Source organism: Amycolatopsis sp. NPDC045836 (genome assembly GCF_056431745.1).
On record NZ_JBWKKF010000014.1, the window covers coordinates 199,771 to 223,107 of the forward strand.

Consider the following 23,337-nt stretch of genomic DNA (forward strand, 5'->3'; position numbering starts at 1 on the left):
GCGCCCTCACCTCAGGGAAGTCTGGATCGAACGGATCTCCTCCGCGGCCTCCTCGGCCGCCTCGGCCGGCGTGCTGCCGCCGAGCACGGCGTCGACCGCCTTCGGCACCGGCATCTCCCCGGCGGTGGCCCCGACCAGCACGCCCTGCCCCTGTTCGAAACCCCAGCGGGAGAAGCGTTCCGGGCTCTCCCGCAGCGCGGTGATGGTTTCCGGCGGGTAGATCTCGGCGAGCGGGCGCTTGGTGTCCACCCCGGCCGGGAACGACTCCCACGCCCTGGTGAACCGGTCCGGTTCGGCCGCCGTGCCGCGCCGGGCCGGGATCTTGCCCTCCGGCGCCATCGACAGCCACTCCGGGTACGCCTGCTCCCCCATCATGAACTCGATGAACCGCTTGGCTTCCTCGCGCTTCGCGCCGACCTGCACCGTCCACGAGGTCAGCTCGCCGTACTGGGCGGGTTCGGCCGCGTCCGGCCCGCCGATCGCGCTGACCACCCCGCTGTTGCGCGCCAGGAACTGCGGGTCGGCGACGCACTCCGGGCAGGCGGGCAGCGCGTCGTCGCGCAGGCCGCCGAGCTCGTCGAGCAGGAACGAGGACCACACGATCATCGCGGACCGGCCGGCGAAGTAGGTGGCACGCGTGCTGTCGATGTCCTGGGACCCCGGCGGCGCGTAGTTCCCGGCGACGTCGGCGACGAACTGGAAGGTGCTGCGGCACGGGCCGCTGTCGAGCGCGACACCGCCGTCGTCGGCGACCAGCTGGCAGCCGTTGCCCACGGCCAGCCCCTCGAACGCCTGCCCGGTGGCCGCGTCGTTGGCCGCGGTGGCCATCGAGATGCCGGACACCCCGCCCCGGTTCAGCCGGCGCGCGGCCTCGGTGATCCGCTCGTAGGTGTCCGGCGGTGCGAGCCCGGCCGCGGCGAACAGGTCCTTGCGGTAGACCAGGAGCTGCGCCCAGCCGTCCGAGGGCACGGCGAGCTGGCGGTCGCCGTCCCGGGTGAGCTGGAGCGCGCGCCCGGAGAAGGTGGCCGGGTCCAGCGCCCGCACGATCTCTTCACCGGCGGCGGTGTCGAGCAGTTCGTTGCCCGCCAGCTGCCAGGTCGAGGTGAGCGGCAGGGCGCCGATCACGTCCGGCAGCTTGCCCGCGGCGGCCGAGGACATCACCAGCTGGCTGAACTGGTTCTCGTCGACCGCCACCAGCTCGACCCCGATGCCGGTCCGCTCGGTGAACCGCTGGGTGAGCCGTTCGGTCGCCTGGAACCGGTCGGGCAGGTTCTCCAGCGTCCACACCACCAGTGCGGCCCCCTGCTGCGGAGCGCCGCCACACGCCGTGAGCAGCGTTCCCCCCAGCACCGCGCTGAGGAGGAGAGCCGCCGCCCGGAAGCTCCTTCGCATTCCGTGCCTCCACTTCTGGCTGCCGGAGACACATCGAAACAGACCTTATGGTCGATGACAAGACATAAGTGGGTATAGTTCCGGTCGTAACCACTAGTTCTGAGGAGTGCAGGTGCACGGCGTAGTCCAAGTGGTCCAGTTCACCGGTCCCCGCCGGGTGGAACTCGCCGAGGTCCCGGCCGATCCGCTCGGCCGGGGCGAGGTCCGGGTGCGCACCCGGTTCTCCGGCATTTCGGCGGGCACCGAGCTGACCGCCTACCGGGGCACCAACCCGTACCTGACCCGCACGTGGAACGCCGAGCGGCGGTTGTTCACCGACACCACCGGCGACTCCGAGGTCCCGGCGCTGCGCTACCCGGTGGTCGGCTGGGGTTACTCCGAGGCCGGTGAGGTGGTCGAGGCCGCTCCCGGCACCGGGTTCGCGCCCGGCGACCAGGTGTGGGGCATCTGGGGCCACCGCAGCGAGGCCGTGCTGCCCGCGGAGAAGGTGCGGCGGGTGCCCGAGGGCCTCGACCCGCTGGCGGCCTCGTTCGCCAGGGTCGGCGCGGTCGCGCTGAACGCGATCCTGGCCGCGGACCTGCACCTCGGCGAGGTGGTGACGATCTTCGGCCAGGGTGTGATCGGCCTGCTGGCCACGCAGATGGCCCGGCAGAGCGGCACCCGGGTGGTCGCGGTGGACGCGCTCGCGCCCCGGCGCGCGGAAGCGCTCAAGGCCGGGGCCGTGCTCGCGCTGGACCCGGTGACCGAGCAGGTCGCCGAGGGGGTGCGGGAGCACAGCGAGGGCACCGGCGCCGACGTGGCGATCGAGCTGAGCGGCTCCTACCGGGCCCTGCACGAGGCGATCCGCACGGTCACCCCGGGCGGGCGCGTGGTGGCCGCCGGTTTCTACCAGGACGAAGGCCGGGGCCTGCGGCTCGGCGAGGAGTTCCACCACAACCGCGTCGAGCTGGTCAGCTCCCAGATCGGCGGGGTGACCGCGCGGCTGGCCGGGCGGTGGGACCAGGCCCGGCTCAACGCCACCTTCCTGCGGTTGAGCGCACAGGGCCTGCTCGACCCGGCTTCGCTGGTCACCCACCAGCTCCCGCCGTCCCGGGTGGCCGAGGCCTACCGGCTGCTCGACACCAGCCCCGGTGACGCGCTGCAGATCGTGCTCGATTTCGACCAGGAGTAGTTGTGCCCGAATTCGGCTGTCAGGAACAGTTGCTGCCAGGGGAAACCCTGGAACGGAAGTGGGAGTTCGCGCAGGCGGCCGGCTACCACGCCATCGAACTGCGCGGGCGCGGTGAGTACGCGCTGCTCGACCGGCTGCCCGAACTGCGGCGCGCGGCGGCCGCGGGTGTGGTCATGCCGACCGTCTGCGTGGAGATGTCCCACTTCTTCGCCGCCTTCGACCCCGAACTGCGGGCCGACGCCATCGCGCAGCTGAAGTCCCAGCTCTCGGTGATCGCCGAACTCGGCGGGCGGGGCGTGATGACCCCGGCGTCCTACGGCATGTTCTCGCGCCGGCTGCCGCCGTTCCAGCCACCGCGCAGCGAAGCCGAGGACCGCGAGGTGCTGCTGGCCGGGCTGACCGAGCTGGGTGAGCACGCCAGGACCGAGGGCGTGCACCTGTACCTCGAACCGCTCAACCGGTACGAGGACCACATGGTCAACCGGCTCGAGCAGGCCGCCGAGCTGATCGAGGAGACCGGGCTGGCCTCGATCCGGATCGCCGCGGACACCTACCACATGAACATCGAGGAGGACGACCCGGTCACCGCGCTGACCAAGGTCGACCGGCACCTCGGGCACGTCCACGTCAGCGAGTCGAACCGGTTCCAGCCGGGCACCGGGCACGTGGACTGGCCGGGCGTGCTCGGCGCGCTGGCCGCCATCGGCTACTCGGGCTACCTGACCCTGGAGTGCCGGCTGCGCGGGGAACCGGGCGCGGCGCTGAACTCGGTGCCGTCGTTCCTGCGGCGCGCGTCATGAGCCTCGGCCTGCGCGAACGCGCCAGCCGGGTGCTGCTGGACAACTGGCACGGGCAGTCGACCGTGCCGGCCAGCGGGCTGTACCCGCACCAGTGGAGCTGGGACTCCGCGTTCATCGCGCTGGGCCTGCGCCACCTCTCGCCCCGGCGGGCGCAGCGGGAGCTGGAGTCGCTGTTCGGCGCCCAGTGGCCGGACGGGCGGGTACCGCACATCGTGTTCGACGCGGCCACCCCGCCCGACGCCTACTTCCCCGGTCCCGCGTTCTGGCGGTCGGCCACCGTCGCCGGCCCCGGCCACCCGGCGACCTCCGGGCTGATCCAGCCCCCGGTGCACGCCCTCGCCGCCTGGGAGACCTTCCGGGCGGCCCCGGAACTGGCCCGCGAGCGCGGATTCCTGCCCCGGCTGTACCCGCGGCTGGTGGCCTGGCACCGGTACCTGACCGGCCGCCGCGACTTCGGCGGGCGCGGGCTGGTGGCCATCGTGCACCCGTGGGAGTCCGGGATGGACAACAGCCCGGCGTGGGACGGGCCGCTGAGCCGCGTCGCCCCGGCCACCACCCGCTTCACCCGGCGCGACCTGCAGCACGCGGCAGCCGGTGAGCGGCCGACCGACCTGGACTACGGCCGGTACGTCCAGCTGGCGCAGACCTACCGCGACCACGGGTACGCCGACGACCCGGCCCAGCACGCGTTCGCCGTCGAGGACCCGCTGACCAACGCCCTGCTGGCCGCCGCCGAAGCCGCGCTGGCCGAGATCGCCGTCGAAGTGGGCCGGGACCCGGCCCCGCACCTCGCCGAGCTGTCCCGGCTCCGCGAGGCGCTGGTGGACACCCTGTTCGACGAGGCGGACGGCTGCTTCCACGCCCGCGACGTGCACACCGGGCAGGTGCTGCGCTGCGGCAGCGTGGCCGGGCTGATCCCGCTGGTGGTGCCCGGCCTGCCGGTGGCGGACGCATTGGTCAAGACCACGCTCGGGCCGCGGTTCCGGCTCGGTGAGATCGGCCTGCCGCCCAGCTTCGACCTGACCGACGCGTTGTACGAGGCCGGGCGGTACTGGCGCGGGCCGGCCTGGTTCAACATCGGCTGGCTGCTCTGGCGCGGCCTGCGGCTGCACGGTGAGCACACGCTGGCGGCCACCGTGCGCGCCGCCCTGCTCAGCGCGGCCGACGACGTGGGGTTCCGCGAGTACGTCGACCCGCTGACCCGCAGCGGTCACGGCGCCGACGACTTCAGCTGGACCGCGGCGGTGATCCTCGACCTGCTCGCCGCCTGAGGCCGTTCCGTGGCAATCTCTCGCCATGCCAGCCGAAGTGCGAGAACACGCGGGCCGTCACTACGCCGTGCAGCACCACTACGCCCTGCCCGTCGACGCCTGGACCCTGGAACTGAGCGAAGCCGTGCCCGCCCCGGCGGAGTGGGCGGAGCTCCCCGGCGCGGCGACGCACCTGCCCGGGGAGCCGTTCCTGCTGGCCTACGTCCCCGACGAGGACCCGGCGGCCGAGCCGACCGTCCACCTCCTGCCCTGCCAGGAGGAACGGGTGATCCCGTACGAGGTCGTGCGGTGGTTCATGGAGCGGGTCGCCGAAGAGGTCGCGAACTGCGCCTAGCCTGGGGGCCATGACCGACGACGTGAGCCGGTTCCCGGTGGTGGAACTCGAAGACCTGCCCGAGGACCTGCGTGCCCGCATCGGCGTGATCGCGGAGAAGTCCGGTTTCGTGCCGAACATCTTCCGCGCGCTCGGCCACCGCCCCGCCGAACTGCGGGCCTTCCTCGACTACCACGACGCGCTGATGGACCGGGCCGACGGGCTGAGCAAGGCCGAGCGCGAACTCGTCGTGGTCGCCACCTCGGGCGCCAACCACTGCACCTACTGCGTGGTGGCGCACGGCGCCATCCTGCGCATCCGCGCCAAGGACGCCGGACTGGCCGACCGGGTGGCCACCAACCCGTGGCAGGTGGAGCTGGACGAGCGCGGGCGCGCCATCGTGGACCTGGCGCTGGTGCTGGCCCGCGACTCGGCGCGCTTCGGGGAGGCCGAGCTGGCGCGGGCCCGCGCGGCCGGGCTGAGCGAGGACGAGATCTGGGACGTCGGCGCCATCACCGCGCTCTTCGCCATGTCGAACCGGCTCGCGCACCTGACCGCGCTGCGCCCGAACACCGAGTTCTTCACGATGGGCCGTTAGCACCAGCGCCACTGCGCCGGGTGGCGCAACCTCACCCGCGAGCTGAACAAGCGGGGCGGTCGAACGTAGATCCCGTTCGAAGCCGGGTCTTCCCCGGCCGGGGCAATTCACCGGAATTGCGCCGGCGACCCGGCGCCCTCCCCCCGACAAAGCTCGACACGAGGTAGTCCATGGCCCAGTACCAGGGTAGACATCGCATTTCCCGGCGCACCAAGCTGACCACCGGCGCGATCGGCCTGGTGATCGCCGTCGGCGTGGTCACCGTCAACGCCACCGCGGGCGACCCCGCCCCGGCGAGCGCGGACGGCGCGGACCGGTCGCTGTTCGTCGACATCCTCACCGTGGCGCCGAACGTGCAGGTCCCGCAGCCGCAGCGGCGGGCGAGCCGAGGCACGTTCACGGTCGACTGCGGGCGCAACGAGAACGGGCACTTCAACCCGGACAACTTCATCGCCCAGCCCGGCGTCCGCAACGGCGCCCAGCACCTGCACGACTACGTGGGCAATCTGTCCACCAACGCCGACTCGAACAACCGCAGCCTCAAACGCGCGGGCACCACCTGCAAGAACGGTGACAAATCCACCTATTTCTGGCCGGTGCTGCGCATCAACACCGAAAACCGGGAGCCGGCGGAAAATCCGCCGGCGGAAGCACAGAAAGCGCAGCGCGAACAGGTCCGGGCGGCCGACCGGCGGGCCAAGGCCGAACCGCGGGTCGACTGCCCCGACGTGGCCAGCCAGCTGCCCGAGGAGGTCCCCGAACCGGCGCAGGACGAGGTGGAGGCCGAGCTGGGCAACCTCGACAGCCAGATCGAGGCCGCCGACCAGGAGCTCGGGCAGGCCCAGGACCCGGCCGCGGTGCTCGAACCGCTGCGGGCCGAGCGGGCCGCGGCGATCGACCGCATGGCCGGCGCCATCGACGCCGAAGCCGAGAAGCCGCGGAACCTGCCGGAACTGGCGGCGTGCGCGGTGAAGGACCAGAACAGCGCCGGGGTGGCCAACGGTGACGAGAACAGCGACGCCGCCCAGGCCGAAGGCACCGAGCAGGAGGCGGGGCAACCGCAGCCGGAGGAGAACGCCAACAACGAGCTGGAGGGCAACGAGGGTGAGATCCAGCGCGCGGAGAAGGTGGAGCTGACCTTCCGCGGCAGCCCGGTGGGCAAGGTCACCGCGATGCCGCGGTTCCTGCGGATCCTCTACGGGGACGCGAAGGTGAGCACGAACGGGCCGAAGAACGCCCGCGATTCGTGGACCTGCAGCGGGTTCGAGGACCGGGTGCTGATGAACAAGTACCCGATCTGCCCGGAGGGCAGCAAGGTGGTGCGGCTGCACGACTTCCCCAGCTGCTGGGACGGCCGCAACACCGACTCCGCCAACCACCGCGACCACATCGTCTTCCCCGACCAGAACGGGCGCTGCCGCAACGGTTTCCGCGCCGTGCCGCAGCTGCGGATCACGCTGACCTACGACGTGCCGCGCGAGGTCCAGCTGGCCGGCCAGTACGCGGTCGACTCGTTCCCGGAAGAGGAGCACAACCCGCTCAGCGACCACGACGACTTCGCCAACGTGATGTCGCAGCGCATCATGTGGCGGCTGGTGAACTGCGTCAACCGCAACAAGGTCTGCCAGGAGTGAACACCGGGGTGCGCGGACCCGCGCACCCCGGTTCCGGCAGGATGGCGGGATGAGCGTGACGCGGTTGACCGGAGCCATCGAACTGCCGGACGGCACCTGGGTGCGCGGCCGGGGCCTGCGGCGCGGTGCCCCGGACGGGGACGCCCCCGACCACGGGCTCTACCTCGGCACCCGGGTGCTGCGCCGGTCCCACGGCGGGCACATCGACTGGCCGCAGGAGTGGATCAGCTGGCCGGACTTCCTGCTGCCGCTGGACCGGCGCGACGCGGTGGCCCGCATCCGCGCCCTGCACGCGCTGGCGGCCGAGGGGCGCCGGGTGGAGATCGCCTGCGGTGGCGGGGTCGGCCGCACCGGCACCGTGATGGCCTGCCTGGCCCGGCTCGCCGGCGTCCCGGCCGCCGAAGCCGTCGAGTGGACGCGGGCGCACTACCACCCGCGGGCGGTGGAAACGCCGTGGCAGCGCACCTGGGTGGACCGCTTCCCTGCCTAGGATCGGAGCCATGCCGTACGCGCGCACCCCGGACGACGTGAAGCTGTACTACGAAGTGCACGGCCAGGGCGACCGCGTGCTGGTGCTGCTGGCCGGGCAGGCGAACAACCACCACTGGTGGGACACCGCGCGCCCCGACTTCGACCCGTTCTTCCGCACCGTCACCTACGACCACCGCGGCGTCGGGCGCAGCGGCAAGCCCGACGACGGGTCCTACAGCACCCGGGGCTTCGCCGGGGACGTGGTGGCCATCCTGGACGACCTCGGCGTCGGCCGCGCCGACGTGTACGGCACCTCGATGGGCGGCCGGGTGGCGCAGTGGCTGGCCGCCGAGCACGGGGAGCGGGTGGGCAAGCTGGTGCTCGGCTGCACCTCGCCCGGCCTGCCGCACGGGCTCGAACGCGACCGCGGGGTCAAGCGCGCGCTCGGCCAGCGCGACGCCGCCGCGGCCCGCCGGGCGCTGCTGGAGCTGATGTACACCCCGGCGTGGATCGCCACGCACCCCGGGCCGTACCACACGCTCGGTGACCCCGACATGCCCTCGCACGCCCGCCGCGCGCACCTGCTCGCCAGCGCCCGGCACGACAGCTGGGCGGTGCTGCCGCGGATCACCGCGCCGACGCTGGTGGTGCACGGCAGCGACGACGTGTTCAACCCCGCGGCCAACGCCCCCCTGCTCGCCGGGCGGATCCCCGGTGCGCGCGCGCACCTGATCCCGGGTGCCCGGCACGCCTACTTCGACGAGTTCCGCGACGTGGCCGGACCGCTGGTGCTGGACTTCCTGCTCGACGGGTAGTCGTCACCGCGGGTGATCAAGACCGGTATGCTCGGCGGGCCGGCTGAGCAGCTCGCCGGGCCGGCTTTTCGCGCAGCACGCGCCCGGCAGCCCCGGAAGGCCAGCGGATGAGCGACAGACCCACGCCTGCGGACCGCCTCTTCGCCGGTTCGGGGGAAACCGTGCAGCGCCTGCGCCGCGCCGACTGGGCGGCCACCCCGCTCGGCCCGGTCGAGGGCTGGCCGGGCGAGTTGCGCAGCGCGATCCGCACGGTGCTGCCCTCGCGCATCCCGATGCTGCTGTGGTGGGGACCCCGGCTGGTGCAGATCTTCAACGACGCCTACACCCAGGTGCTCGGCGACAAGTACCCGGCGGCGATCGGGCAGCCCGCGGCCGAGTGCTGGGCCGAGGTCTGGGACGAACTCGGCCCGCTGGCCCAGGGCGTGCTCGACGGCGGCGAAGCCACCTACACCGAGAAGCAGCGGCTCTTCCTGCGCCGGCACGGCTACCTGGAGGAGACCTACTGGACCTTCTCCTACAGCCCGGTGCACGCCGAGAACGGTTCGGTGGCCGGGGTCTTCGTCGCGACCACCGACGTGACCACGCGGGTGCTCGCCGACCGGCGGCTGGAGACGCTGCGCCGGCTGGGCACGATCAACCTGGCCGGTGCCGAGCACCCGGTGACCGGCGCCTGCCGGGAAGCCGTCCGCATCCTCAGCGAGAACCGCGCGGACCTGCCGGTGGTGGCCGCCTCCCTGCGGGCGGACGGTGCCGAGAGCGCTCCCGCCTTCCGGCTGGAGACCGGCGCCCCCGCGCGGCTCGCCGAGTATCCGCTGACCGTGACCGGCTGGTCGGAACCGGTGGGCGAGCTGGTGCTCGGGCTCAGCCCGTACCGCGAGTTCGACGAGTCCTACCGCAGCTTCCTCGGCCTGGTCGCCGCCGGGGTGTCGGCCATCATCACCGACGCGCTGGCGTATGAGACCGAACGCCGCCGGGCCAGGGCGCTCACCGATCTGGACGCGGCGAAGACGCGGTTCTTCCAGAACGTCAGCCACGAGTTCCGCACCCCGCTCACGCTGCTGATCGGCCCGCTGGCGGACCTGCTCGACCGGGGTGGCCTGCCCGAGGACCAGCAGCCGGCGATGGCCGCGGCGCTGCGGGCCGCCCGGCGGCTGCAGCGGCTGGTCGACACCCTGCTCGACGTCGCCAAGGCCGAGGCCGAGCAGTTGCGCGTGCGGCGCGAGCCGGTGGACCCGGCCCGGCTGACCGCCGAGTGCGCGGCCATGTTCGGCTCGGCCGCCGAGCACGCCGGGCTGGACCTGCGGGTGGAACTCGGCGAGCGGACCGGCACGGTGATCGAGCTGGACCAGGAGATGTGGGCCAAGATCGTGCTCAACCTGCTGTCCAACGCGGTGAAGTTCACCCACCGGGGCTCGATCACCCTCCGCCTGGCGGTGCGGGAACCGCACCTGGTGCTCAGCGTGACCGACACCGGCCCCGGCATTCCCCGGGCCGAGCAGGACCGCGTGTTCGAGCGCTTCCACCAGGTCGAAGGCGCCACCGGGCGCACCGGCGAGGGCGCGGGCATCGGGCTGTCGCTGGTCGCCGACCTGGCCGCGGCGCTGCACGGCGCGATCAGCGTGGACAGCGCGGTCGGGACGGGCAGCACGTTCACCCTGACCGTGCCGTGGGAGCCGGTCGACGCCGAACCGGTCCCGCCCGCGGCGGCCACCACGCTCGGCGCGAGCTACGCCGACGAGACCCGCCAGTGGGCGCGCCCGGCGCCCGAAGCCGGCGCGGCAGGCGACGCCAGGGTGCTGCTGGTCGAGGACAACGCCGACATGCGCGCCCACATCCAGCGCCTGCTGAGTGCGGAGGGCTGGGCGGTCGACGCGGTGGCCGACGTGGACACCGCCATCGCCCGCATCGCCGGCCACCGCCCCGACCTGGTGCTCAGCGACGTGATGCTGCCCGGCCGCGACGGCATCTCCCTGCTGCGCGAACTGCGCGCGAAGCCGGCCACCGAGCGGCTGCCGGTGATGCTGCTCACCGCCAGGGCCGGTGCGGACTCCACTGTGGACGGCTTGGCGCACGGTGCCGACGACTACATCACCAAGCCGTTCCACCCCGGTGAGCTGGTCGCCCGCGTGCGGGTCAACCTGGAGCTGTCGTGGCTGCGGGAGAAGCTGATCGCGGCGGGCGAACGGGAAGCCGGCGAACTGCGGCGCGCGCTGGCCACGCGGACCACCGTCAGCGAGGCGGTCGGGCTGGTGATGGCGGCGTTCCGGTGCGACCCGGACACCGCCTTCGACAAGCTGGTCACCTTCTCCCAGCACCGCAACGTCAAGGTGCGCGACATCGCCGCCGAGGTGGTCGCGGACTTCACCGCGACCCTCGACGGGGTCACGGATGCAGACTCGCGCCCTTGAGCACCTTGTCCACCGCGTTCTTCGGGCCGTGCAGCGCGATGCCGACCAGGTTCAGCTCCTCGGCGGGCACCGCGGCCACCGCGGCCCGGTTGTCCGCGTCGTTGCCGGTGGTGAACAGCTCCTCGGTGAACACCGCGAGCCGCAGGCCGCGGCCCAGCGCCCGGGCGCGGGCGGTCTTCAGCAGCTCGCCGTCGCCGGTGAAGACCAGCACCGGCTGGCGGAACATGGCGAGGTAGGCGGTGCCGTCGGCGTCGGCGTAGGGCTCGCCGATCAACTCGGGTTCCGCCCCGGCGACCGCGCTGCTGAGGAAGGCGGTGACGTTGAGCCGCTGCCACGACTCCAGGTCGTCCCGCAGCAGGATGGCGATCTTCGTGTCGAACCGGGCGGTCACGGTGGTGCTCCTCGTTCAGGTGGCTGGACGGCTCCAGCGTGCCCGGCGGCGGCACCGCGGTCTTGTATGTTCTTGACGTGATCAGGGCCTGGAATCCGGGGGTCCCCGGGGTCGCCGAGGTCTTCCACGCGCACTTCGTCGACCACGCCTACCCGCCGCACACGCACGAGGCCTGGACGGTGCTGATCGTCGACGACGGTGCCGTCCAGTTCGACCTGGACCTGCACCACCACGGCATCGGCACGCCCTCGGTGACGGTGCTGCCGCCGCACGTGCCGCACGACGGCCGGTCGGCCACCGACGGCGGTTTCCGCAAGCGCGTGCTCTACGTCGACGACTCCGTGCTGGGTGCCGAACTGGCCGGGGCGGCGGTGGACCAGCCGGCGTTCACCGATCCGGCGCTGCGGTTCCGGATCCACCAGCTGCACCTGGTGCTGGCGCGACCGGGTGAGGAACTGGAGGCCGAGAGCAGGCTGGCGCTGGTCCGCGAACGCCTGCGCACCCACCTGAAGCAGCAGCCGGAGCCCCAGCGGGCACCGGTCGGCCGGCTGGCGGGCGACCTGCGTGACCTGCTCGACGCGCACACCACCGGCGGCCTCACCCTGCGGCACGCGGCGGAAGTGCTGCACGCCGACCCGACGCACCTGGTCCGCACCTTCAGCCGGGCGTTCGGCCTGCCGCCGCACCTGTACCTGACCGGGCGCCGGGTGGACCTGGCGCGGCGGCTGCTGCTGGCCGGGCAGCGCCCCGCCGAGGTCGCCCAGGCCGCCGGGTTCTACGACCAGGCGCACCTGGGCAGGCACTTCAAGCGTCACCTCGGGGTCAGCCCCGGGCGCTTCACCGGCCGCCGGAGCCCGGCTGCCGCCGTGCTCGCCACCAGTGCGCCGAGCACCAGCACCACCGACGGCGACCAGGCGTCCACGCCCAGCCCGCCCAGCCAGGCCCCGGCGGCGATGGTCGCCTGGAAGGACGCGGTGAACAGCACCGAAGACGCCTCAGCGGCTTCCGGTGCCGCCCGGGCGAACCAGGTCTGCGAGCACACCGGCACCGCACCGTAGGCCAGGCCCCACCCGATCAGCAGCACCAGCGCACCCGCCGGGGCACTCCCGAGCACGGGCAGCAGGGCGGTGGTGGCGGCGAGCAGCCCGGCCGCCGCCACGAAGGTCCGGCGCGGCCGGCGGCGCAGCGCGGCTCCGGCGAGGAAGTTCCCGGCGATGCCCGCGATGCCGTACACCAGCAGGAACGCGGTGATGGCGCCCGGGCTGAGCCGGGTGACCTCCAGCAGGAACGGGGTGACGTAGGTGTAGGTGCCGAAGTGGGCGAGCACGATGAGGAAGGTGACCAGGAGCGCGGTCCGGGTCCCGCGGCGGCGGAGCAGTGAACCGAGCACCGCGGGGCTGGTGGCCTGCTGGGCGGGCAGCGGGGGCAGGCAGGCGAGCGTGACCGCGAACAGGACCGCGGTGAGCCCGCCCAGCACCGCGAACGCCGTGCGCCACCCGGCGAGGTCACCGAGGAAGGTGCCCGCCGGCACCCCGAGCACCGAGCCCAGCGGGACCGCCGCGAAGACGACCGCGGTGGCCGTGCCCACGCGCTCCGGCCCGACCAGGCGCGGGGCCAGCCCGGCAGCGGCCGACCAGAACGCCCCGATCACCAGCCCGACCAGCACCCGCGACACCAGCACCACCGGGTACGAGGGCGCCAGGGCGGCCAGGAAGTCGGCGAGGGCGAGCACCAGGACCAGGGCGCTCAACAGGATCCGGCGGTCGAGCCGCCCGGCGGCCGTGGTGACCACCGGCGCCGCGATCGCCGCGAGCACCCCGGGCAGGGTCATCATCAGCCCGGCCGTGCCGTCCGAGACGCCGAACTCGCGGGCGATCGGGGTGAGCAGGCCGATGGGCAGGATTTCGGTGGTGACGAGGGAGAAGATGCCGAGCATCAGGCAGTGGACAGCGGGCATGGGAGCAGTCCACCAAGCGGTGCCCCGGAAATCCGGCGCATTCGCGACAACACGGTGGTGCCCGAGCTCAGCGCTGCGAGTCGATCAGCCAGACGCCGCCGCTCTGCACCATGGTGTAGGTCTGCCGTTCCCGTTCGGTGGCGCCGCTGGTCCTGGTGTAGACCACGGTGGCGCTGACGGAGTTGCCGCTGACGCTGATCTCCGAGACCTGCACGTCCCGCATCTGGCCCCAGAACCCGGAATAGCTGCCGAAGCTCGGCGCCCGCGCCTGCTTCATCTTGTCGGACAGCCGCGCGTAGGCGGCTTCGAGGTTTTCCGGCAGCAGGCTGTAGTACTCGGTGACCGCGTTCCGCAACTGTTCTTCCTGGCTCGGTGCCGTGGAGGAGGGCGGTGGTTCCGGAGACGGCGAACTCTCCGGGGGCGCCGAGGATTCCGGCGCCGAAGACGGTGGCGGGGGCGGCGGTGGCGCGGGCGCGGGTTCGGAGGTGCTCTGCGCGACCGGCGGCGGGGTTTCCGGGTCGCCGCCCCGGTTCAGCAGCCACACCGCGACCGCACCCCCGGCCACCAGCAGCACCACCACGCAGGCCACCAGGATTCCGCGCCGCCTGCGCCCGCCACCACCGGCGGCGGTCAGTTGCGCGGGCGCGAGCTGCACCGTTTTCGCCTCGGTGATCAGGGTCAGTTCCGCGGCGACCGCGGCCATGTCCGGACGGGCGGCGGGATCGCGGTCGAGCATCCGCAGCAGCAGCCCGTGCAGCGGCCCGGCGTGTTCCGGCGGCGGGAATTCCCCGTTGGCCACGCGGTAGAGCAGGGCGATCTGGTTCTCGCCTACGCCGAACGGCGGAGCGCCTTCCACCGCGTGGTACATCGTGGCGCCGAGGGAGAACACGTCGGACCGCGAATCGGCGTCCTCACCGCGGGCCACTTCGGGCGCGAAGTACGCCGGGGTTCCGGCGACCACCCCGGTCGCGGTGAGCGTGCCGTCCCCGGCCGCACGCGAAATGCCGAAATCGCTGAGCTTGGCGACGCCGTCGTCGGAGAGCAGCACGTTGGCGGGCTTGACATCGCGGTGCACGATCTCGGATTCGTGCGCGGCGGCCAGCGCGGCGGCGATCTGCGCGCCGATGGCCGCGACCTCCTCGGCACCCAGCCGTTCCCGGCGCGCCAGCACCTCGGCCAGGCTGGTGGACTGCAGGTACTCCATCACCAGCACCGGGCGGTCGTCGTCCATCACCACGTCGAACACGGTGATCGCGCTCGGGTGCGTGAGCCGGGCGGCGATCCGGCCCTCGCGCATCGCCCGCGCGCTGGCGTCGGCGACCGCGACCTCGGCGGCACCGGCGGTGCCACCGGGGACGTGCGGCTGGATCAGTTCCTTCAGCGCCACCACCCGGTCCAGCCGCTCGTCCTCGGCCTTCCACACCACACCCATCGCGCCGGCGCCGATCCGCTCCAGCAGCCGGTAGCGCTCCGCGATCAGGCGGTCGGTTTCGGCCACGATGGGTTTCCTTCCGGGAAAAACGGTTGCGGGTCACCGACAACCGTAGTCACTACCCGAGTTCCTCTCCGGCCAACCCTGGTCCCGTGGCGCCCAGTGGAGCAGGATGCACCGCATGCCGGACCGGGTGCGCGGGACCGCGGTCTCTCCGTGCTGAACGTCGTGCTGCGGCTGGTCCAGCTCCTGCTCGCCGCCGAGTTCCTCGACAGCGCCTACCTGCTGTTCGCCGGCGGGCACACCGAGCGGACCTTCGAGCAGCTCGGGCTGGGGCAGTGGCTGCGCCACCCCACCGGGGCGCTGGAGGCGGCCGGCGCGATCGGCCTGCTGGTCCCCGGCCTGGCCGGACCGGTCGCGCTCGGCCTGGCCGCGGTGCCGATCGGCGCCAGTGCCACCGGACTCTTCATCCTGGACAACGGAAGCGCGACGCCGCCGCTGATCCTGCCGGCCGTCTCGCTGGCCGTGGCGGTGCTGCGGCGGGAGCAGTTCGCGACGCTGCTCGATCGCGTCAGGCGCCGGCCACCAGCACCAACCCGAAGGTGACCATCGTCGCCGCGACCAGGCCGTCGAGCACCCGCCACGACGACGGGCGCGCGAAGAACCCGGTGAGCAGGCGGGCGCCGAAGCCGAGCGCGGTGAACCAGCACAGGCTCGCCAGCACCGCGCCGAGGCCGAACGCCCAGCGCAGGTCGTCGCCCCTGGCCGCGGCCACGGAACCCAGCAGCAGCACGGTGTCCAGGTAGACGTGGGGGTTCAGCCAGGTCATCGCCAGGCAGGTGAGCACCGCGCGCTTCGAGGAGGCCGGGCGGTCCAGGTCGAGCCCGGCCGCGGCGGGCCGGAACACCCGGCGCGCGGCGAGAAAGCCGTAGCACAGCAGGAAAGCACCGCCGAGCAGGCCGACCGCGGTGACCGCCTGCGGCCACGCCGACACCACCGCGCCGACCCCGGCCACGCCGAGCGCGATCAGCACCGCGTCGGACAGCGAGCAGATCGCCACCACCGCGAGCACCCCGTCGCGGCGGATGCCCTGGCGCAGCACGAACGCGTTCTGCGCGCCGATGGCGACGATCAGCGAGAGGCTGGTGCCGAAACCGGCGGCCCCGGCGAGCAGGAACGGACCCATGCCGCCGAACCTAGATCCAGAACTGTCGACAGTACAGCTAAGGATTCTTACGTAGCATTAGCGATCGTGATGAGCGAACTACCCCTCGACCAGGTGCGCACGCTGCTCGCGGTGGTCGACGAAGGCACCTTCGACGCGGCGGCGGCCGCATTGCACGTGACGCCGTCGGCGGTCAGCCAGCGGGTCAAGGCGCTCGAACAACGCACCGGCCGGGTCCTGCTGCTGCGCTCGAAACCGGTGCGCCCCACCGAATCCGGCCAGGTCGTGGTGCGCTTCGCGCGGCAGCTGGCCCGCATCGAGCGCGACGCGCGCACCGAACTGGGCCTGGCGGACACCGGCGAGCCCGCCCGGCTGCCCATCGCGGTCAACGCCGACTCGCTGGCCACCTGGTTCCTGCCCGCGCTGGCCGAGGTGCCCGGTGAGCTGCGGGTGTGCTTCGAACTGCACCGGGAGGACCAGGACCACACCACCGCACTGCTGCGGGAGGGGCTGGTGATGGCGGCGGTGACCTCCTCACCGGACCCGGTCACCGGCTGCTCGGTGCGGCCGCTCGGCCGGATGCGGTACCTGGCGGTGGCGAGCCCGGCCTTCGCGCGGCGGTGGCTCGGCGGCGGCCCGCCGCGCCGCGCGCTGCCGGACGCGCCGGTGGTGTTGTTCGACCGGCGGGACGAACTGCAGGACCGGCTGACCAGGAAGCTCACCCGTGGCAGCAAGGGCGCCGGCTCGCGGCGGCACCACGTCCCGTCGTCGGAGGCCTTCGTCGAAGCGGTGGCCGCGGGACTGGGCTGGGGCATGGTGCCGACCGCGCAGGCGGGCCCCCACCTGCGGGCGGGCACGCTCACCGAACTCGCCCCCGGGCAGGTGATCGACGTGCCGTTGTTCTGGCAGCAGTGGAAGCTCGACTCCCCCGCGCTGGCCGCCACCGCCGACGCGGTCACCGCGGCCGCGGCGGCCGCGCTGAACCGAACCGGTGTGCCCTGAACGCACTATTGACGCGACTGTCCGGCCAGTTGTTGTCTTGGGTTCGTTTTTGTCCGACCACGGAGGTGGATGGATGATCCCGGTCAAGCGCACCCTGGTGGCCGCCCTCGCGATGCTGGCGGCGGCGGGCACCACCGCCGCTCCCGTGCGGGCCGCCGAACCGGCGCCGACCCCGGCGCTGGGCTGGAACTCGTGGAACACCTTCGGCTGCGAGATCAACGAGCAGCTCATCCGCGACACCGCGGACGCGATGGTGTCCTCCGGCATGGCCGCGGCGGGCTACGAGTACGTGGTGGTCGACGACTGCTGGTTCGACCCCGTGCGCGCCGAGGACGGCTCGCTGCGGGCGCACCCGGAACGCTTCCCCAGCGGCATGAAGGCGCTCGCCGACCACATCCACGGCAAGGGCCTGAAGTTCGGCATCTACCAGGTGCCCACCGAACTGACCTGCGCCCAGCGCGGCGGTGCCTATCCGGGGGCCACCGGCAGCCTCGGCCACGAGGTGCAGGACGCGCGGACCTTCGCCGACTGGGGCGTGGACTACCTGAAGTACGACTGGTGCTCCCCGGAGGGCACGCTGGCGGACCAGATCGCCGCCTTCACCCTGATGCGAGACGCGCTGAAGGCCACCGGCCGCGAAATCCTCTACAGCATCAACGCGAACAGCTACCACCCGGACAAGAACGGCGCGAAGTACGACTGGGGCGGGATCGCCGACCAGTGGCGGACCACCGAGGACATCAAACCGGTGTGGCGCACCGGGAACCCGAACACCTACCCGATGGGCGTCACCGACATCATCGACGTCACCGAGCCGCTGCGCGACTGGGCGGGCCCCGGGCACTGGAACGACCCGGACATGCTGGAGGTCGGGGTGTACGACGTCGAAGGCTTCCCCGGCCTGACCGGCACCGAAGCCGCGGCGCACTTCAGCATGTGGGCGATGCTGGCCGCGCCGATGATCGCGGGCAACGACCTGCGGTCCATTCCGGACGGTGTGCACGAGATCCTGACCAACCGCGCGGTGCTGGCGGTGAACCAGGACGTCAGGGGCGCCGCCGCCGACCGGGTGCGTGACGACGGCGACCTCGAAGTGTGGGCCAAACCGCTCCACGGCGGGGACGTGGCGGTCGCGTTGTTCAACCGCTCCGCGCAGGCCGCGAAGATCACCACCACCGCCGCCGAGGTCGGTGCCGGGACCGGCCGCCTGCGGCTGACCGACCTGTGGACCGGCCGCAGGTCTCACAGCCGGGGCGACATCTCCGCCGACGTCCCTTCGCACGGCGTGGTGCTGCTGCGGGTCCGCGGGTAGTTCAACGTGGCTTGAAGCCGACAAGGGAACACGGTGATCTTTGTGGCGGCGCCCGCTTGCCGGTCGCCGGTGCCGGGGGCCAGCCTTCGTGGTCATGAACGAATTCCTGGATCGGCTGGTGGACAAGGCGTTGCGCGGGGAGCTGCCCAGCCGCGGCGAAGCACTGGCCCTGCTCCGCGCGGACGAGGAACTGCTGGAGGTGGTGGCCGCCGGCGGGCGCGTGCGGCGGCACTTCTTCGGCCGGCGGGTGAAGCTGAACACGATCGTCAACCTGAAGAGCGGGCTGTGCCCGGAGGACTGCGGCTACTGCTCGCAGCGGCTCGGCTCGGCGTCGGACGTGCTGAAGTACTCGTGGATCAGCCCGGCCGAAGCCGCCGAAGTGGCCGGGCAGGCGATCGAGGCCGGGGCGAAGCGCGTGTGCCTGGTCGCCAGCGGGCGCGGCCCCGGTGACCGCGACATCACCCGTGTCGAGCAGACCATCGCCGCGGTGAAGGCCGAGCACCCGCGGGTCGAGGTGTGCGTCTGCCTGGGGCTGCTCTCCGACGGGCAGGCCGAGCGGCTGGCCGGGGCGGGCGCCCACGCCTACAGCCACAACCTGAACACCAGCGAAGCGCGCTACGCCGACATCTGCTCCACCCACACCTTCGCCGATCGCACCGAAACCCTGCGCCGGGCCACCACGGCCGGGCTCTCCCCCTGTTCCGGCGCCATCTTCGGCCTCGGTGAGTCCGACGAGGACATCGTCGACCTGGTGGTGGCGCTGAAGGAACTGGATCCGGACTCGGTGCCGGTGAACTTCCTCATCCCGTTCCGGGGCACCCCGCTCGGGGACCGCTGGGAACTCACCCCGGACCGCTGCCTGCGCATCCTCGCGTTGTTCCGGTTCTGCTTCCCCGACGTGGAGGTCCGCCTGGCCGGCGGGCGGGAGATCCACCTGCGCGGCCTGCAGCCGCTGGCACTGCACCTGGCGAACTCGATGTTCCTCGGCGACTACCTGACCAGCGAGGGCCAGCCGGGGGCCGACGACCGGCAGATGATCGCCGACGCCGGGTTCACCGTGGAAGGCGCCGAAGAGCGGACGCTCGGGCAGGCGCGGCACGACCTGGTGGCGATCCGGCGGCGCGGGGCCGGGACCACCGAACCGGCGAACACCTGAGCCGGAATCCTCGCCGGGCGATCGAACGTCCGGCGCCGGTGTCCGTTCTTCCCTGTGCAGACCCCGCACGAGCTGGAGGGCAGCATGCGACACACCCGGCGAACGACGCGGTTCCGCCCGCGCACGCTGGTCATCACGATCGCCGTCGTGGCGCTGGCCGCGCTGGTGCCCGTGGTGATCTCACTGCGGAGCGGGGACACCCCGGCCAACGCGGTCTCCGCGAGCGGGCAGCAGCTCGCCACCGCGCCGGCCGGAGGCGCCGGTCCGGTGACCGAGCTGGACAGGACCTTCCTGGTCAAGGTGCGGCAGGCGGGGCTGTGGGAGATCCCGGCGGGCAGGCTGGCGCAGGCCAACGGGTCCAGCGAGGCGGTCAAGCGCGCCGGGCACCACCTGCTCGAGGGGCATTCGCGGCTGGACCAGCTGGTCCGGGAAGACGCCGAGATCCTCGGCGTCGAACTGCCCAACGAGGCGACCGAGGAGCAGCGGCAGTGGGTCGACCAGCTCGACGGCCTGCGCGGCGAGGAGTTCGACCGGTTCTTCGCCAACGTGCTGCGGTCCTCGCACGGCAAGATCTTCGCCACCATCGCCGAGGTCCGCGCCGGTACGCAGAACGACCTCATCCGCAGGCACGCGCGGGAAGCGAACCAGACCGTGCTCGACCACATGGAGGTCCTGGAGGACACCGGCCTGGTCACCGCCGAAACCCTGGCCGAGGTGGAAACCGCGGTCACCCCGCCGGAGTGAGGCACGCCGGAATGTCCACAGTGGCTGGAGCGCCTGCCCACGTGGCCGGCCGCACCGGCCGCCAAGATGGGCGAGCCCCGCCGCCGGGGAGCTGATCGACCTCCCCGGCGGACGAGCTCAGATCAGGCCGAGGCGCAGGGCGTGGGCCACCGCGTGCGTGCGGTTGCGCAGGTCGAGCCGGGTCAGCAGGCCGTGCAGGATGTTCTTCACGGTGCGTTCCGAGTACGCCATCTCCGCGGCGATCTCCGCGGTGTCGCGGCCTTCGGCGAGCAGGCGCAGCACGTCGGTCTCCCGGCGGGACAGGCCGCTCAGCGTCAGGTCACGCGGTTCGAGCACCTCGCGCTGCAGCCGGGTCACGCCGGTGAGCAGCTGACCGAGCTGCTCCGGCGGCAGCGCCCCGCGGCCCTGGTGCGCGTCGTTGATCGCGTGCAGCAGCCGCGCGGTGGTGGCCTCCTGCCGCGGCAGCAGCACCGCCAGGCCGTGCTCGACCGCGGTCAGCAGCTCGGCGGGCCGCGGGTCGTCGGCGACCAGCACCAGCCGCGCCGCTGGATCGATCCCGTCGAGCACCTCGTGCAGTTTCCGCGTGCCGTCCGGCACCACGACCACCACGTCGGCCTGGCTGTCCACCAGGTGGACCCCCGGCTTGCTTCTCAGCTCACCGGAAACCCCCGCCGAGACGAACGGGTCCGTGGCCAGCACCGTCACCCGGACCGGCGACGGAACCGCGCGCAGCGCCGGTTTCGTGGTCGGAGCTGGCGGGCTGGCGGGGCACAAACTGGAGGTCACCACCGTAGTCAACCGGCTAGCACATCGGCAGACCAGGCGGAACAACCGGCAGCTTTTCGCGTTCGCCAATTCTGCCGGTTAAATGGTTCGTGGTGAACGACGGACAGCGAACCGACGAAGCGGCCTTCGGCGCGCTCCTGCTCCGCCACCGCCGGGCGGCCGGGCTCACCCAGGCCGACCTGGCGGAGACCTCGGGCGTGAGCATCCGAGCGCTGAGCGACCTCGAGCGCGGCCGTGCGCAGGGTGCCCAGCGGCGCTCCGCGACCGCGCTCGCCGACGCGCTGGACCTGGCGGGCGGCGACCGGCGGGAATTCCTCGAAGCCGCCCGCCAGGGGCGCCGGCGCACGCCGAAAACCGAGGAGGAGAGCGAGAACGCGCCTTCGGTCACGCTGCCACCGGCGGTGCCCGACCTGCTCGGCCGGGAAGCCGAGCTGGCGAAGCTGCACCAGGAGGCGGTTTCCGACGCGGCGGGCGGGGTGGTGGTGTCCGTGGTCGGGCACCCCGGGGTCGGCAAGACGGCGCTGGCGGTGACCGCGGCGCACCAGCTGCGCCCGCAGTTCCCCGACGGCGCGTTCGCGCTGGACCTGCGCGGCATGGACGAGGAGCCGACCAGCCCGCGCAGCGCGCTGACCCAGTTGCTGCGGGCGCTGAGCGTGCCGGCGCAGCAGATCCCGATGACCGTGCCCGAGCAGAGCGCGTTGTTCCGCTCGCTGCTGGCCGGCCGCCGCGTCCTGCTGCTGCTCGACAACGCCGCCGACGAGGCGCAGGTGCGCCCGCTGCTGGCGGCCTCACCGGGCTGCCTGACGCTGATCACCTGCCGCAGCGCGCTGGCCGGGCTGGAATCGGCGCGCTGGTTGTGGCTGGAGCCGCTGGTCGACCTCGGCGCGGTCGAGCTGCTGACCGCGATCGCCGGTGAGGCCAGGGTGCGCGCCGAACCGCGGGCCACCGCGGAACTGGTGGCGCTGTGCGGGAACCTGCCGCTGGCGGTGCGGATCGCGGGCAACCGGCTGGCCAGCCGCCCGCACTGGACGATCGCGTACCTGACCACGCAGCTGCGCAACGAGCGCACGCGGCTGAGTTCGCTGTCGGCAGGCGACCTGCAAGTGCGTTCCGCCTTCGAAATGTCACATCGGCGCCTGTCCCCCGCCGCCCGCCTGGTCTTCCGCAGGCTGGCCGTGGTGCCCGGCCCCGACTTCGGCAGCGAACTGGCCGCGGTCGCCACCGGCATGGCCGAGGCCGACGTGCAGGTGCACGCCGACGAACTGGTCGACGCCAACCTGCTGCAGGCCGCCGCCTCCCCCGGCCGCTACCAGTTCCACGACCTCATCCGCATCTTCGCGGTGGAACGCCTGGAAGCCGAGGAGAAACCGGCCGATCGCGAACGCCACCGCCGCACCATGCTCGACCACCTGCTGCACACCGCTTCCGAAGCCGGGCGCGCGTTCATGCCGGACGCGCTGCTCGCGCCGACGCACGCCGCCCGCCGGTTCGACACCCGCGAGGCCGCGGGTGCCTGGCTGGAGGTGGAGGCGGACAACTGGCTGGCCGCGCACCGCGAAGCCCCGGCTGACGGCCTGCACCGCGAGGTGGTCGACCTGGCGCGCGCCATGCACTGGTACTCCGACGGCCGCACCCAGCAGCGGCCGTGGGACGAGATCTTCCAGCGCGGGGTGAACTCCGCCAGGGTGCTCGGCAACCAGCTGGACGAGGCGGTGCTGCTGAACTTCGTCGGCTGGGCCCGCTACTTCTGCTTCGGCGACAACGACGGCGGGTTGTCCGCGCACAACGAAGCGCTGGCGGTGGCCATCGAAATCGGCGACAAGACCGAACAGGCGTGGGCCCTGGGTTACCGCGGTTCGGTGCTGATGCGGCTCGGCAGGCTCGGCGAAGCGCTCGCCAGCGTGCGCCGCGCCGTGGAACTGTCCGCGGTGCTGGGGTTCTGGACCGGCGAGGGCACCATCCGCAACGCGCTCGGGCGCATCCTGCGCGTCCACGGCGAGCACGAGGAATCCCTCGCCGTGCACCGCGGGGTGCTCCACGACATCGACGCCCGGCGGGCCGAAGCCAATCCGGACACCCGGCACTTCCTGCGCTCGGTCACCCTGCTCGACGTCGGCGGCACGCTGCTGGCCATGCGCCAGTGGCAGCAGGCGGCGGTCACGCTGCGGGAGGCCCGCGGCTACTTCGAGGCGTCGGGTTTCCGGATCGAAGAGGCCGAGACCGCGCTGCAGGAAGGCATCGCCCGTCGCGAAGCGGGCGAGTACGTGCTGGCCAGGGAGTGCTTCACGCTGGCGCTGGGCGTGTTCACCGGGGTGGCCAACCGCTGGAAGCGGGCGAACACCCTGGCCGAGCTGATCACCATGCTGGAGCTGACCGGCGACCCGACGGCCGACGAGTACCGGGCGGGTGCGCTCGCGCTGTGCGCCGAGCTCAAGACCCCCGCCGCGGCCGAGCTGGCCGCCCGGCTGCGGCACGAAACCACGCCCGAGGGGTGAGCGGGCAGCACCCGGTGTCGGATC

The 23,337-nt window shown here is 72.8% G+C and carries 21 protein-coding genes and 1 pseudogene; 16 read left to right on the plus strand and 6 right to left on the minus strand.

What is annotated here, in order from left to right; genetic code table 11:
* Window positions 1–6: 6 nt before the first annotated feature.
* Window positions 7–1,392, minus strand: coding sequence for an ABC transporter substrate-binding protein (locus AC07EG_RS26570; protein ID WP_478255897.1), 1,386 nt, complete (start codon window positions 1,390–1,392; stop codon window positions 7–9).
* A gap of 112 nt (window positions 1,393–1,504) precedes the next feature.
* Here AC07EG_RS26570 and AC07EG_RS26575 point away from each other — a divergent pair, with 112 nt between their 5' ends.
* The 9 genes from AC07EG_RS26575 to AC07EG_RS26615 all read left to right on the plus strand — a co-directional run bounded on the left by AC07EG_RS26575 (window position 1,505) and on the right by AC07EG_RS26615 (window position 10,873).
* Window positions 1,505–2,563 (plus strand): zinc-dependent alcohol dehydrogenase, encoded by a 1,059-nt coding sequence (locus tag AC07EG_RS26575; RefSeq protein ID WP_478255898.1) that lies wholly within the window; start codon window positions 1,505–1,507, stop codon window positions 2,561–2,563.
* 2 nt (window positions 2,564–2,565) lie between these two features.
* On the plus strand, window positions 2,566–3,363 hold the full coding sequence (locus AC07EG_RS26580; protein ID WP_478255899.1) for a sugar phosphate isomerase/epimerase family protein: 798 nt from the start codon (window positions 2,566–2,568) through the stop codon (window positions 3,361–3,363).
* Complete coding sequence (locus AC07EG_RS26585; RefSeq protein WP_478255900.1) at window positions 3,360–4,634, plus strand: MGH1-like glycoside hydrolase domain-containing protein; 1,275 nt, start codon at window positions 3,360–3,362, stop codon at window positions 4,632–4,634. Before AC07EG_RS26580 ends, AC07EG_RS26585 begins: the two co-directional genes overlap by 4 nt.
* A gap of 25 nt (window positions 4,635–4,659) precedes the next feature.
* Complete coding sequence (locus AC07EG_RS26590) at window positions 4,660–4,968, plus strand: hypothetical protein (RefSeq protein ID WP_478255901.1); 309 nt, start codon at window positions 4,660–4,662, stop codon at window positions 4,966–4,968.
* Between the two features lie 10 nt (window positions 4,969–4,978).
* The gene (locus AC07EG_RS26595) at window positions 4,979–5,545 is read left to right on the plus strand and encodes a peroxidase-related enzyme (protein WP_478255902.1); all 567 of its coding nucleotides are present in this window, start codon (window positions 4,979–4,981) and stop codon (window positions 5,543–5,545) included.
* 170 nt (window positions 5,546–5,715) lie between these two features.
* Window positions 5,716–7,179 (plus strand): DUF1996 domain-containing protein, encoded by a 1,464-nt coding sequence (locus AC07EG_RS26600; protein WP_478255903.1) that lies wholly within the window; start codon window positions 5,716–5,718, stop codon window positions 7,177–7,179.
* A 49-nt stretch (window positions 7,180–7,228) separates the two neighbouring features.
* Window positions 7,229–7,669: a phosphatase domain-containing protein gene (locus AC07EG_RS26605; RefSeq protein WP_478255904.1), complete on the plus strand. Its 441-nt coding sequence runs from the start codon at window positions 7,229–7,231 to the stop codon at window positions 7,667–7,669.
* A 10-nt stretch (window positions 7,670–7,679) separates the two neighbouring features.
* On the plus strand, window positions 7,680–8,465 hold the full coding sequence (locus AC07EG_RS26610) for an alpha/beta fold hydrolase (RefSeq protein ID WP_478255905.1): 786 nt from the start codon (window positions 7,680–7,682) through the stop codon (window positions 8,463–8,465).
* A 107-nt stretch (window positions 8,466–8,572) separates the two neighbouring features.
* Window positions 8,573–10,873 (plus strand): response regulator, encoded by a 2,301-nt coding sequence (locus AC07EG_RS26615; RefSeq protein ID WP_478255906.1) that lies wholly within the window; start codon window positions 8,573–8,575, stop codon window positions 10,871–10,873.
* Here the strand turns inward: AC07EG_RS26615 and AC07EG_RS26620 are convergent.
* The gene (locus tag AC07EG_RS26620) at window positions 10,848–11,264 is read right to left on the minus strand and encodes a DUF2000 family protein (protein WP_478255907.1); all 417 of its coding nucleotides are present in this window, start codon (window positions 11,262–11,264) and stop codon (window positions 10,848–10,850) included. The genes AC07EG_RS26615 and AC07EG_RS26620 overlap by 26 nt on opposite strands.
* A gap of 77 nt (window positions 11,265–11,341) precedes the next feature.
* Here AC07EG_RS26620 and AC07EG_RS26625 point away from each other — a divergent pair.
* Window positions 11,342–12,115, plus strand: a pseudogene (locus AC07EG_RS26625) (AraC family transcriptional regulator); the annotation flags it as partial.
* Here AC07EG_RS26625 and AC07EG_RS26630 read toward each other — a convergent pair.
* Window positions 12,076–13,221, minus strand: a complete 1,146-nt coding sequence (locus tag AC07EG_RS26630; RefSeq protein WP_478255908.1) for an MFS transporter — start codon at window positions 13,219–13,221, stop codon at window positions 12,076–12,078. The pseudogene AC07EG_RS26625 and the gene AC07EG_RS26630 overlap by 40 nt on opposite strands.
* A gap of 67 nt (window positions 13,222–13,288) precedes the next feature.
* Complete coding sequence (locus tag AC07EG_RS26635; protein ID WP_478255909.1) at window positions 13,289–14,719, minus strand: serine/threonine-protein kinase; 1,431 nt, start codon at window positions 14,717–14,719, stop codon at window positions 13,289–13,291.
* Between the two features lie 150 nt (window positions 14,720–14,869).
* Between AC07EG_RS26635 and AC07EG_RS26640 the strand changes: the two genes are divergently transcribed.
* Window positions 14,870–15,259 (plus strand): DoxX family protein, encoded by a 390-nt coding sequence (locus AC07EG_RS26640; RefSeq protein ID WP_478255910.1) that lies wholly within the window; start codon window positions 14,870–14,872, stop codon window positions 15,257–15,259.
* Here AC07EG_RS26640 and AC07EG_RS26645 read toward each other — a convergent pair.
* Window positions 15,225–15,839 carry a LysE/ArgO family amino acid transporter gene (locus AC07EG_RS26645; protein ID WP_478255911.1) on the minus strand — a complete coding sequence of 205 codons (615 nt, stop codon included), beginning with the start codon at window positions 15,837–15,839 and terminating at the stop codon, window positions 15,225–15,227. The genes AC07EG_RS26640 and AC07EG_RS26645 overlap by 35 nt on opposite strands.
* 69 nt (window positions 15,840–15,908) lie before the next feature.
* Between AC07EG_RS26645 and AC07EG_RS26650 the strand changes: the two genes are divergently transcribed.
* From AC07EG_RS26650 to AC07EG_RS26665, 4 genes are all read left to right on the plus strand, one after another.
* Window positions 15,909–16,820, plus strand: coding sequence for a LysR family transcriptional regulator ArgP (locus AC07EG_RS26650; protein ID WP_478255912.1), 912 nt, complete (start codon window positions 15,909–15,911; stop codon window positions 16,818–16,820).
* A 73-nt stretch (window positions 16,821–16,893) separates the two neighbouring features.
* On the plus strand, window positions 16,894–18,132 hold the full coding sequence (locus AC07EG_RS26655; protein WP_478255913.1) for a glycoside hydrolase family 27 protein: 1,239 nt from the start codon (window positions 16,894–16,896) through the stop codon (window positions 18,130–18,132).
* A gap of 94 nt (window positions 18,133–18,226) precedes the next feature.
* Complete coding sequence (gene bioB / locus AC07EG_RS26660; protein WP_478255914.1) at window positions 18,227–19,288, plus strand: biotin synthase BioB; 1,062 nt, start codon at window positions 18,227–18,229, stop codon at window positions 19,286–19,288.
* Between the two features lie 84 nt (window positions 19,289–19,372).
* Window positions 19,373–20,032, plus strand: a complete 660-nt coding sequence (locus tag AC07EG_RS26665; RefSeq protein WP_478255915.1) for a DUF4142 domain-containing protein — start codon at window positions 19,373–19,375, stop codon at window positions 20,030–20,032.
* A gap of 117 nt (window positions 20,033–20,149) precedes the next feature.
* Here AC07EG_RS26665 and AC07EG_RS26670 read toward each other — a convergent pair whose 3' ends face one another.
* The gene (locus tag AC07EG_RS26670; RefSeq protein WP_478255916.1) at window positions 20,150–20,818 is read right to left on the minus strand and encodes a response regulator transcription factor; all 669 of its coding nucleotides are present in this window, start codon (window positions 20,816–20,818) and stop codon (window positions 20,150–20,152) included.
* Window positions 20,819–20,910: 92 nt separating this feature from the next.
* Here AC07EG_RS26670 and AC07EG_RS26675 point away from each other — a divergent pair, with 92 nt between their 5' ends.
* On the plus strand, window positions 20,911–23,313 hold the full coding sequence (locus tag AC07EG_RS26675; protein WP_478255917.1) for an ATP-binding protein: 2,403 nt from the start codon (window positions 20,911–20,913) through the stop codon (window positions 23,311–23,313).
* Window positions 23,314–23,337: the final 24 nt, after the last annotated feature.

Excerpts from the sequence above, each read along its gene's own strand:
- bioB (WP_478255914.1), top strand. The coding sequence starts at position 18,227 with ATGAACGAATTCCTGGATCGGCTGGTGGACAAGGCGTTGCGCGGGGAG.
- AC07EG_RS26645 (WP_478255911.1), bottom strand. The coding sequence starts at position 15,839 with ATGGGTCCGTTCCTGCTCGCCGGGGCCGCCGGTTTCGGCACCAGCCTC.
- AC07EG_RS26585 (WP_478255900.1), top strand. The coding sequence starts at position 3,360 with ATGAGCCTCGGCCTGCGCGAACGCGCCAGCCGGGTGCTGCTGGACAAC.
- AC07EG_RS26630 (WP_478255908.1), bottom strand. The coding sequence starts at position 13,221 with ATGCCCGCTGTCCACTGCCTGATGCTCGGCATCTTCTCCCTCGTCACC.
- AC07EG_RS26590 (WP_478255901.1), top strand. The coding sequence starts at position 4,660 with ATGCCAGCCGAAGTGCGAGAACACGCGGGCCGTCACTACGCCGTGCAG.
- AC07EG_RS26595 (WP_478255902.1), top strand. The coding sequence starts at position 4,979 with ATGACCGACGACGTGAGCCGGTTCCCGGTGGTGGAACTCGAAGACCTG.
- AC07EG_RS26600 (WP_478255903.1), top strand. The coding sequence starts at position 5,716 with ATGGCCCAGTACCAGGGTAGACATCGCATTTCCCGGCGCACCAAGCTG.
- AC07EG_RS26605 (WP_478255904.1), top strand. The coding sequence starts at position 7,229 with ATGAGCGTGACGCGGTTGACCGGAGCCATCGAACTGCCGGACGGCACC.
- AC07EG_RS26615 (WP_478255906.1), top strand. The coding sequence starts at position 8,573 with ATGAGCGACAGACCCACGCCTGCGGACCGCCTCTTCGCCGGTTCGGGG.
- AC07EG_RS26650 (WP_478255912.1), top strand. The coding sequence starts at position 15,909 with ATGAGCGAACTACCCCTCGACCAGGTGCGCACGCTGCTCGCGGTGGTC.
- AC07EG_RS26610 (WP_478255905.1), top strand. The coding sequence starts at position 7,680 with ATGCCGTACGCGCGCACCCCGGACGACGTGAAGCTGTACTACGAAGTG.
- AC07EG_RS26570 (WP_478255897.1), bottom strand. The coding sequence starts at position 1,392 with ATGCGAAGGAGCTTCCGGGCGGCGGCTCTCCTCCTCAGCGCGGTGCTG.
- AC07EG_RS26655 (WP_478255913.1), top strand. The coding sequence starts at position 16,894 with ATGATCCCGGTCAAGCGCACCCTGGTGGCCGCCCTCGCGATGCTGGCG.
- AC07EG_RS26665 (WP_478255915.1), top strand. The coding sequence starts at position 19,373 with ATGCGACACACCCGGCGAACGACGCGGTTCCGCCCGCGCACGCTGGTC.